The sequence below is a fragment of the Microcoleus sp. B7-D4 genome (assembly GCF_036705125.1).
Lineage (GTDB): Bacteria > Cyanobacteriota > Cyanobacteriia > Cyanobacteriales > Microcoleaceae > Microcoleus.
In genome coordinates this window covers 70657-79860 of record NZ_JAUBTT010000009.1, presented here as the reverse complement: position 1 = coordinate 79860, position 9204 = coordinate 70657, and the positions used below count along the sequence as shown (strand labels likewise).

The 9204-nt window shown below is 43.0% G+C and carries 15 protein-coding genes; 8 read left to right on the top strand and 7 right to left on the bottom strand.

Annotation, left to right across the window (positions count from 1 at the left end; translation table 11 throughout):
• Positions 1–61: 61 nt before the first annotated feature.
• The 3 genes from QUB12_RS05590 to QUB12_RS05580 are packed head-to-tail and all read left to right on the top strand — an operon-like array spanning position 62 to position 1030.
• Entirely contained in the window at positions 62–607 is a 546-nt protein-coding gene (locus tag QUB12_RS05590) for a transposase (RefSeq protein WP_333305855.1), read from the top strand.
• Between the two features lie 13 nt (positions 608–620).
• Positions 621–782: a hypothetical protein gene (locus tag QUB12_RS05585; RefSeq protein ID WP_333305853.1), complete on the top strand. Its 162-nt coding sequence runs from the start codon at positions 621–623 to the stop codon at positions 780–782.
• A complete protein-coding gene (locus QUB12_RS05580) occupies positions 779–1030 on the top strand; it encodes a DUF2281 domain-containing protein (RefSeq protein ID WP_333305851.1) in 252 nt (83 codons plus the stop codon). The genes QUB12_RS05585 and QUB12_RS05580 overlap by 4 nt, the downstream gene beginning before the upstream one ends.
• 89 nt (positions 1031–1119) lie before the next feature.
• Here QUB12_RS05580 and QUB12_RS05575 read toward each other — a convergent pair whose 3' ends face one another.
• From QUB12_RS05575 to QUB12_RS05550, 6 genes are all read right to left on the bottom strand, one after another.
• Complete coding sequence (locus tag QUB12_RS05575) at positions 1120–1392, bottom strand: type II toxin-antitoxin system RelE family toxin (protein ID WP_106150286.1); 273 nt, start codon at positions 1390–1392, stop codon at positions 1120–1122.
• Positions 1389–1592, bottom strand: coding sequence for a hypothetical protein (locus tag QUB12_RS05570; RefSeq protein ID WP_333305849.1), 204 nt, complete (start codon positions 1590–1592; stop codon positions 1389–1391). Before QUB12_RS05570 ends, QUB12_RS05575 begins: the two co-directional genes overlap by 4 nt.
• A gap of 40 nt (positions 1593–1632) precedes the next feature.
• On the bottom strand, positions 1633–1815 hold the full coding sequence (locus tag QUB12_RS05565) for a hypothetical protein (protein WP_333305847.1): 183 nt from the start codon (positions 1813–1815) through the stop codon (positions 1633–1635).
• Positions 1816–2001: 186 nt separating this feature from the next.
• Positions 2002–2298, bottom strand: coding sequence for a hypothetical protein (locus tag QUB12_RS05560; RefSeq protein WP_333138225.1), 297 nt, complete (start codon positions 2296–2298; stop codon positions 2002–2004).
• 110 nt (positions 2299–2408) lie between these two features.
• Positions 2409–2708 (bottom strand): hypothetical protein, encoded by a 300-nt coding sequence (locus QUB12_RS05555; RefSeq protein ID WP_333138227.1) that lies wholly within the window; start codon positions 2706–2708, stop codon positions 2409–2411.
• A gap of 16 nt (positions 2709–2724) precedes the next feature.
• Positions 2725–3030, bottom strand: a complete 306-nt coding sequence (locus QUB12_RS05550) for a hypothetical protein (RefSeq protein ID WP_333138229.1) — start codon at positions 3028–3030, stop codon at positions 2725–2727.
• A gap of 301 nt (positions 3031–3331) precedes the next feature.
• Here QUB12_RS05550 and QUB12_RS05545 point away from each other — a divergent pair, with 301 nt between their 5' ends.
• The 4 genes from QUB12_RS05545 (at position 3332) to QUB12_RS05530 (ending at position 4755) form a co-directional block, all read left to right on the top strand.
• Positions 3332–3655, top strand: a complete 324-nt coding sequence (locus QUB12_RS05545; protein WP_333305845.1) for a DUF433 domain-containing protein — start codon at positions 3332–3334, stop codon at positions 3653–3655.
• Positions 3639–3878, top strand: coding sequence for a DUF5615 family PIN-like protein (locus tag QUB12_RS05540; protein WP_333305843.1), 240 nt, complete (start codon positions 3639–3641; stop codon positions 3876–3878). Before QUB12_RS05545 ends, QUB12_RS05540 begins: the two co-directional genes overlap by 17 nt.
• Positions 3879–4153: 275 nt before the next feature.
• On the top strand, positions 4154–4354 hold the full coding sequence (locus tag QUB12_RS05535) for a hypothetical protein (protein ID WP_333146834.1): 201 nt from the start codon (positions 4154–4156) through the stop codon (positions 4352–4354).
• Complete coding sequence (locus QUB12_RS05530; protein WP_333305841.1) at positions 4345–4755, top strand: type II toxin-antitoxin system VapC family toxin; 411 nt, start codon at positions 4345–4347, stop codon at positions 4753–4755. Before QUB12_RS05535 ends, QUB12_RS05530 begins: the two co-directional genes overlap by 10 nt.
• A 148-nt stretch (positions 4756–4903) precedes the next feature.
• Here QUB12_RS05530 and QUB12_RS05525 read toward each other — a convergent pair whose 3' ends face one another.
• Positions 4904–7090, bottom strand: a complete 2187-nt coding sequence (locus QUB12_RS05525) for a choice-of-anchor K domain-containing protein (RefSeq protein WP_333305839.1) — start codon at positions 7088–7090, stop codon at positions 4904–4906.
• Positions 7091–7451: 361 nt separating this feature from the next.
• Between QUB12_RS05525 and QUB12_RS05520 the strand changes: the two genes are divergently transcribed.
• Complete coding sequence (locus tag QUB12_RS05520; RefSeq protein WP_333305837.1) at positions 7452–9122, top strand: ATP-binding protein; 1671 nt, start codon at positions 7452–7454, stop codon at positions 9120–9122.
• Positions 9123–9204: the final 82 nt, after the last annotated feature.

Sequence of the window (9204 nt, the reverse complement as noted above, 5' to 3'; positions counted from 1 at the left end):
GGGGCGGCACGGGGGCACCGCCCCTACGGTAAAATCGAATTGAGATCATAATTGAATTATCATGAAGTACGACGCTGCTAAACATCATCGGCGTTCTATTCGCCTTAAGGGATATGATTATTCTCAAGCCGGAGCTTATTTTGTCACTATCTGCATTAATGATGGTTTACATACATTAGGAGAAATCCGCAATAGCCAAATATATTTGAGCGAACCAGGGGTGATGGTGCAAACTGTGTGGAATGAATTGCCATTGCATTATCCAGGTGTAGAAGTGGAGGCTTTTGTGTTAATGCCAGATCACTTTCACGGAATTATTATTTTGACGCCAGACAATATTTCTGGCGATAACCCTCAGAAACCCATGACATTGCCAGATGTGGTTCACCGCTTCAAATCGCTGACAACTGCTAAATACCGGCATGGTGTTGCGAATTTAGGTTGGACACCTTTCCCCAAAAAATTTTGGCAGCGTAACTATCACGAACACATTATTCGCGATGAGGAATCTTGCGAAAAAATTCGTGAATATATCCTCAACAATCCAATCGCTTGGGAAGATGAGCCTTTGCATCTAGAAAAATACCACCCCCAACCGGATATGTAGGGGCGGTGCCCCCGTGCCCGCCCCATCTGGATGTAAGGGCAACCACAGAGCGATCGCTCTTTTTGAATTAAGGGCGATCGCTCTTTTTGAAACCCAGATGAAAACTGACACGAAAAAGCCGATCGCTATTGCTAAAATAAAATTTAACGACAGTTTATTTCTCACCAGATTATGACTATCATTGAACAGATTTACGCGATCGTCAAAATTCTTCCCGAAAACCAAGCTAGCGAAATTCTCACTTTCGCTGAGTTGATTCGTGCCAAGTACCTGAATGAGAACCAATCCACCGACACAGTAGGTTCTTTAACTCCTTCGACAGAATTGGTTTATTCCCTAGCTGGAACATGGGCCGAAGACTTTCCTACTCTGGAACAGATTCGTGCGGAGTCGGGGGAAGACATCTTGCGGGAGAGCTTTTAGATGTACATTTTGGATACAAATACATTAATTTACTATTTCAAAGGACAAGGAGAAGTTGCCCAAAACATTCTGCCATAGTAAAAACAGCTTTATGGTGGAAAGTAGCGATAAATATCTTTCCGGTGAAGCACCCTGGCAAAAGTAACAGTTTCGCCATCAAAATAAAAACCTATTCGATAGTCTCCAACCCGAAGCCGATACGCATTATCATCACCTTTCAATTTTTTTAAGTTAACAATTGTTTGTAAATCATTACTATTGGGAATTTCCGCAAAAGCAAAATCCTTGATTTGCTCAAACACAGGCGTACTTTTAAGAGCTTTTAAATCTTTCAAAAAACTGGGTAGATATTCGACTTTCATTCACTTTCCAGTTCTGCAAGTGCTTGCTCTAAATTTAACGGGTTTTCATTTTTTACTTCGCGCATAGCCTGGAGAAGTCCTTTATCTTCGATCGCTTCTAGGAAATACTGATAGTCGGTATAATCTAGAATAACTTGACTAATGTTGCCTTCGGCATCGAATATCAATTCTTTAGCCAGTGGATAGTCTTCTATTTTCATACACTTTTATGGTGAGATGAGTTATGAGGGAATGATGCTTCTATTTTAACAGCGATATCTCAGAACCCGATGAAGTGCGATCGGGTATGTTGGTTATTGGGTCTAATAAAATTTGTCCGGCTTCGTTGACGAGAACGCGATACTCTGTTGACTTGGGTTCGAGGTTTAAACTGATGCGTCCTTGTGAATCTGAGCTGATTAAGTTTTTCCGAATCCAAAACATATCTTTCAGCTATTATAAAGTTGGGTAAAACTCGGTTGGTTGAGTTTTACTTAATTATAACAAATTAGATGTTGTTTGTCTATTCGGATTTTAAGGGCGATCGCACTTTTTGTCGTAAGGGCGATTCCCTTCGGGATAGCTTCGCTTCACGCTCTTTTTTGAACCACAGACGAGCGCTGGTTTTTGTCAATTTTGCAGAATGTATTGACTGATAATATTTTTGAGTTCTTGAGGAGCTTCTTTGGCAATCGCCGCTCCTAAATCGGGACGCACAACCCACCACCAAACCAGTTGTTCTAAACGATCGGGAGGATTTTCATTAGGACACAATTCGATCGTACTTTCATTGACACCAATAATGTTAGCACAAAGGTCATTAGCAATGCTAACACGAGCGTCTAGATTTTCAAACTGTACGATGTCTTGCCAGCTAATTTCATTGGGAATAGAATTGAGGATTGATTGGATATCTAGAGTCAGCATTAAACTGTTCCTCCGAAAGCTATAATAACTCTAATGCCAAAGTCTTGTTGTTCTGCAAAAGATTGAGTGCTGAGCCACCCTCTCACGGTTAGAGTATTCGTACCTGTTAATTAAGGTTGGACGGAGTTGTAGAAATTGGTAATTTCCTGATGAATTGACCCAGTACCGTGTTCTAGCCGGACGAGATTGCCTGTATTGTGTATTGCTTCTGCCCCGAATCTCTGTAAATTTGATGTTGTTTGCCCAACTATATGATGCCACGCTAACCCCGCTCCTGCCACCCCGATCGTTCTTTTAAATTCACCCAAAGTTTGAAAGCCTTGTCCGGGTGTTATGGGTGAGATGACAGTCCTTGATTCTAGTTCTCTAGCTAGTCGTCTCGCTATTTCTCGTCGAGTTTCGTCGGTCATTTATGCGAGTTAGCTTTCACTGCTGTGATTTAATTTTACGATGGTTTATCACGCTTAAATCCCGATCGGCATATTCAGAAAAGTCACCCAAATCATGTACTTCACCTTTAGCTGCTTGCGCGAGGCCGCACTTAACGGCGGCTAATGCTTGGGGGTTTTGCCACAACCACTGTTCGCGATCGGGTATGTTGGTTATTGGGTCTAATAAAATTTGTCCGGCTTCGTTGACGAGAACGCGATACTCTGTTGACTTGGGTTCGAGGTTTAAACTGAGGTGTCCTTGTGGATCTGTGCTGATTAAGTTTTTCAGAATCCAAAACATATCTTTCAGCTATTATAAAGTTGGGTAAAACTCGGTTGGTTGAGTTTTACTCAATTATAACAAATTAGATGTTGTTTGTCTATTCTGATTTTAAGGGCGATTCCCTTCGGGATAGCTTCGCACGCGCGTACTTTTTGTGTTAAGGGCGATCGCTCTTTTTAGCAACCGCAGATGAACGGGAATGGATGGGGAAGGAAGAAAGGGCGATCGCTATTATTCCAAATTCCAAGCGAGCGAGCTTGTAAAAATCTCTGTTTTGGCTATAATAGTATTATTTTTGAATCATACCTAATAAAAAATCATGACAACAACAGTAAGCGTAGAACACATTGAAATGACACCGGGAGTACGAGGCGGGAAACCCCGGATTGCTGGGACGAGAATCGCCGTACAAGACGTGATGGTGATGCACCTAAAAATGGGTTATTCTATTTTAGAAATTGCCACTAAGTACGATGTGCTTGTAGCAGCAGTTTATGACGCTATGGCTTATTATTACGATCATCGTGAAGCAATTGATAGAGAAATGGCAGAAGATGATGCTTTTGTAGATGAATTTATGCGTCAAAATCCAGGTAGGTTACAAACAAAAATCAAGGAATTAAAAGGTGAGCCGGCGAATTAGGTTTCATTTAGATGAGCATATCGATCGGGACATTGCTAGGGCGTTACGTCTCTATGGTATTGATGTGACGACAACGGTAGAAGCAGGATTAAGGACTAAGATGGATGAGCAGCAGTGGTTGTTTATTCAACAGCAGCAGCGAGTGCTTGTCACTCAGGATCGAGATTTTCTAGTTATGGCTGGTATGAGCAAGGATCATCCTGGTGTGGCTTATTTTAAATAGGGGAGTCGTTCGATCGGACAAGTAATAGAAATGTTGATTTTGCTATATGAAATTTACACACCGGAAGATATGGTCGGAATGGTAGAGTATTTGTGAGGGCGAAGGGCGATCGCACTTTTTTGAACCGAAGATGAAGGCGGATGAACGGGGAGGGATTAAGGGCGATCGCCGCCGCCCGTCGCCGACTTAGACCCCTGTAGAATGAGCCATAATAGACAAAGCCGCAACCCTTGTAGCCCGATCGATTAACCAGCAACCATCAGAGAGTTTGATTTATGCTAATTCAGAAAATCGTTCAAGAATTACAAGACATCCCCGAAGACAAACTCGCAGAAATCTATGATTTGATTCACTATTTTCGCCTCGGATTAGGACGGGAACAGCCACAGCCCCGCACCCCTGGTTTACTGACGGGAGAACTCGGTGATGGTTTTTTTGAACCCCTACCAGAAGAGGAACTGGAAAAATGGGAATAAGCTACCTTATCGACACCCATATCCTGCTGTGGTGGCTCTTTGATGACCCCAAACTCAATGCCCAATGCCGCGAGATCGTTCGCAACCCCGATTTTAATATCATTGTTAGCACTGTTTCCGCTTGGGAAATAGCCACCAAATATCGCATCGGTAAACTTCCCGAAGCCAAACAGATTGTGGAGGAATATTCGCAAATCCTCCACCGAGCCAAATTTATCGAACTAGCTATAACTTCAGCTCATGCCCTCCGCGCTGGCCGCCTGCCCATTGCCCACCGTGACCCCTTTGACCGGATGATTATGGCACAAGCTGAACTCGAAAATTTGCCGGTTATTACCTACGACACAGGCTTTCACACGGGGCTAATTCAAGTTATCCCCACCGTCGAATCAAGAGCATGAGTATGGGAAGGGCGATCGCGCTTTTTGTGTTAAGGGCGATCGACCTTTTTAGCAACCGCAGATAAACGGGGATGGATGGGGAGGAATTAAGGGCGATCGGACTTCTTAATATTGCTGTGACGAACTATGGGGTAACTTTCCTACAGCGTCATCCTATCTGAGTGATTGGATCGTTCAGAGGAATAGTAAATAAGGCATTTTTCACAAGATCTGGCTGCGTGTTGATGACTACACCAAAGATATTTGTATAGACACCTATAATTTCGTTGTTTTCTGTGTACTGAATAATGGTGTCAGCAATACCATCTTGATTGACATCAGTAGGAGTAAAGGTGAGAATATCTATAGGTACGCCTCCATTGATGCCAATTAGATCGCCTTCACTCGCATTGAAGTCAAGTAACCAATCAGCATTAGCCGGATTGGTTTCTTCTGTACCTGTGTCTGTTCTCAGGATAAAAACATCTGTTCCACCTCCACCAGTTAGCCGATCCGTTCCCTTTTCACCGATTAAAATATCGTCTCCGTCATTGCCAAAAATTTCATCATTGTTTTGTCCACCCCGCACTAAATCATTGCCAGGGCCTCCTGAGATGAAATCATCACCTTCATTGCCGTTGAGAATGTCGTTGCCATCGTCACCTAAAATACGATCGCTTCCTTTTCCGCCTCGCAGGTAATCATTGCCAATAGCCCCTTCGATAGTATCAGCACCTCTGGCTGCGAATACTACATCAGTTACGGGCGATCCTAAGATTTTCTCATTGTTATCAGCACCTAGCACACCCCCCGGATTTTCAGCCATTATTGCTTGAGTAATCTGAAATGTAGTTCCTGTATCTGTTGGGGAATTGACTTGACTGGCACTTCTTATTGTTCTTGGAGCACCTATTAGAACATCTACTACAGCCCCTGCCAATGGGTAAACTAGATCTCTCAAAATTCCATTTTTTGCATCAGCAATTGTGTTTCTAAAGCCCTTAACAGCCTCTTTAATATCATTGCTAAATTGACGTAGCGTCTCTTGATCTTGAGTAAAAATAGTCACTGGTACGATTTTACCAAATAAATCAGCGGTAGCTGTGCTATTCTCCGGTGAATCAAACTGTCCTACAGGTTCTCCATTTGAAGCAAACCCATATAGATCGAGGGTATATTCAGCACCCGCAACTTTAATTCTCTCTTCGGATAAACCTGCACCTGAAAAAGTTAGGCGATCGGCATCCAGAACCGCATCACCAGTTGTGTTATTTGTTGCTTGATTGTTGATTGCAAAATTAAACGTCTGGGGACTATTTTCGGGTTGGGTTATCGCAAGATTAATATTGAGACTTGTATCTATTGATCTGGGTGAATCTTCGGCATTTACTCCATTCCGATAAGTCAATTTACCAAGATCAAAAAGAATGTCTGTTCCTGTACTAAAAGGTTTACCATCAAACTGGACAAAACTTACAAATTCCGGTGTTCCTAAACTGAATTTATTGCTGCCACCTCCAAAAGTCCCAGTCGTCGAGCCTGTAAAAGTTGGTTTGGTAGTATCAATATCGATACTACCTTTTTCTGAAGAGCGCAACCGATTTAAATCGAATTGAGTCCCATTTTTTTGAGGAAAAGAGGCTCCCTTTCTTAATTCTGTGTCTATTTTGTGAGCGTAACCATGACTATCATTAAGAGGAATCTTTCCACCGGGTTGAATTAGTTCATTCTTGTTGATATAAATGTCCTTTGTTCCTATGGAATCTTGGTATCCTAATTTACTGGTATGAAGCGCAATTACTTGTTTAGCATCAGTAGGGTCTAGGCGATCGCTTGGAGGAACTGGTTCTTCAACCACATCAGTTCCCGCTCCTCCTTCAATCGGTCTAGCCCTGATTCCAAAACTAGGTCCAGCAGGATCTAAACCCGTAATGAGATTTATCTGATTACCTGTTAGTTCTCGATACTTAGCACCAGCAGAACCAGCGATATGACCCCCTAAACTGTGACCAATTAGTTCGGTTTTATTAGGGTTAACACCAATATTTTTCAGATACTCACCGAGCTTTTGACCTGCTTCTTTCGTATTTGCAGCAGCTTTTGAGTAATCAGTCTTAGCACCACTTTCCCAATCCGTCACGACAATATTTGCGTTAGGATCTTGCTCTCGGATGGCTTGAGCTTTTTCTGCTACCCAGTCAGCAGGCGTAAAATTATTCTTTGCGTTACCACCAGTATTATTCCATCCATGAGTTATTACATAAGTATTCTGGTTTGGATCAATCGGTCGTGACTGCTGGAAACCGTTATTACCCCATGTATTAAAGTTAATCTCTCCAAAACTAGCCTGTACCATGATTCAAACTCCTTGTGAATGTCAATATTGAACTAAGCTATTGAAAAAATTTATAACTAAATTGGATCGATCTTTCACTCATCCCTTACAGGGGAAACAGTATAAATAACAACTCTTTACCCAAGAATTTAGAAACCGATACCTAACTGCAAGGCAAATGCTTACTCACCTTGGCTTCACCCCGATCTGTAGCCTCAAGCCAAGCTCATCCTCTGACAATAATCCATAATCCCTGCTCTGTATCGGCTAAACGGCTCACCATTTGGTTCAACATAAAAAGCTCATTTGGCTCATTTGGTTCATTTGGCTCACCAAATCTGGTAAAATTGGCTCAAGGAAAAATAGTAATGTGTAAATAGCAATGGCAGGCTTGCTCAGAGCATCCGAAGAAGGGCTAAAAATCATTGACATGGTAAGACGCAATCTCGGATGGAATAAAAGTGAGGATACCTGGTGCAAAGCCGCTCTAACTTCAAAAGCCACTTTAAGGAGGTTTTGGGCGCAAAACCGAATTCGACGCGAAACATTTATCGATATTTGCAAAGTTGTAGGAATCAATAACTGGGAAGATATTATCGAGCGCAATGATATCAAGAAAACAGAATTACTTTTAGCTGCCGCGATCGCAGATATCCCCCTAGACAACCAAACCGATCGCACATTCCCCCTCCCAGAAAACTTACCCCCCGTCAGAAATTGGGTACAGCGCACCAAAGAAATCGACATCTTAAAAACCCTAATCACTCCTCCCCCCCTTACCAATGAATCGCCCACTCTTGCTCCCCCCCTTACCAAGGGGGGGCTGGGGGGGGTTCCAATCGCCATCTCAATTGTCGGATTACCAGGAATCGGAAAAACCAGCCTCGTCAGCCAACTAATTCGCCAACTCCACACAGAAAAAACCCCCTTCACCTGCGCCGCTTGGCAATCCTTGCAATCTGCAACAGGCAAAGCACCCCCCTTCGATCGCACAATTGACTCCCTGCTATTCACCCTATCCAACGGCGACATTACCGCAGCCGTCAATCCTCAAAGTGACTGTGGCAAAAAAACCGAAAATCTGCTCAAAATCCTCAGAGAAAAACCTTGCTTACTCGTTTTCGATCGCGCCGACACACTTTTGAAAGCAGGAGAGGCAAAAGCGGCTGGTTATTTCGCAGAGGATTGTGCAGAATATGCTTGGTTATTCAAACAACTATTAGAAACAGAACATCAAAGCAAAATTATTTTCACCAGTCGCGAAAGCTTAGCCGAATTGCCGTCAACAGTCACCCGCGAAATCCAGCTAAACGGATTGGATAAAGATGCCGCAGTTGCCCTATTGCAATCTTTTAATCTGACTGCAAATCCAGAAGAATTAGCCGAAATGTGCGATCGCTATTGTGGACATCCCAAAGCCTTACAACTCGTCGCAGCCTTGATTCGAGACGATACCGAGTTTCAGGGAAATGTCGGGATTTTTCTGCACCAGAGAGACTGGTTGCTGATTCGAGATATTGAAAGAGCGATCGATGAAATGATAGCGCGTCTGGGCGACGGCGAGCAAACTTGTCTCAGCCGAATTTCTGTCTATCAAACCTCAGAATATCCCCTATCTTTGGCAGGAATTAGCGCTCAAATGCCAGAAGTTAGCAAGTATGAACTTAAAGAAAATATTATTCAGGCACTGAAGCGCCGACAATTGCTATATTACGATCGCCACCTCAAATCCTATCACTTGCATCCGCTAGTCCGAGAAAAGGGCGAGTACCTGCTAAATCAAAACGCTGAAAATCTCCGTACCGCCCACAGCCAAGCCTATAATTATTATATCAGCATTCCCCTCAAACCTAAATCAGAATGGCAAGATATCGAGGATATTAAGCCCCTAATCAGAGCGCACTATCATGCTTCTCAAGCACAAGATTTAGATGCCGGAAATGCGATTATTTCAGAAGTTTATGAGTATTTGCGGCAGTGGAATTGTGCAGAGTTAGTATGTGCAAATCTACCGTTGCCATTGTTAACGGAAGTAAAAAACATAACTCTGTAGGGGCTGGTTCACCGACAATAATTGCCAAAAACCCACAATCTTATAAACCCGCCCCCGCGCCACCATCAATCCCAATCTACCT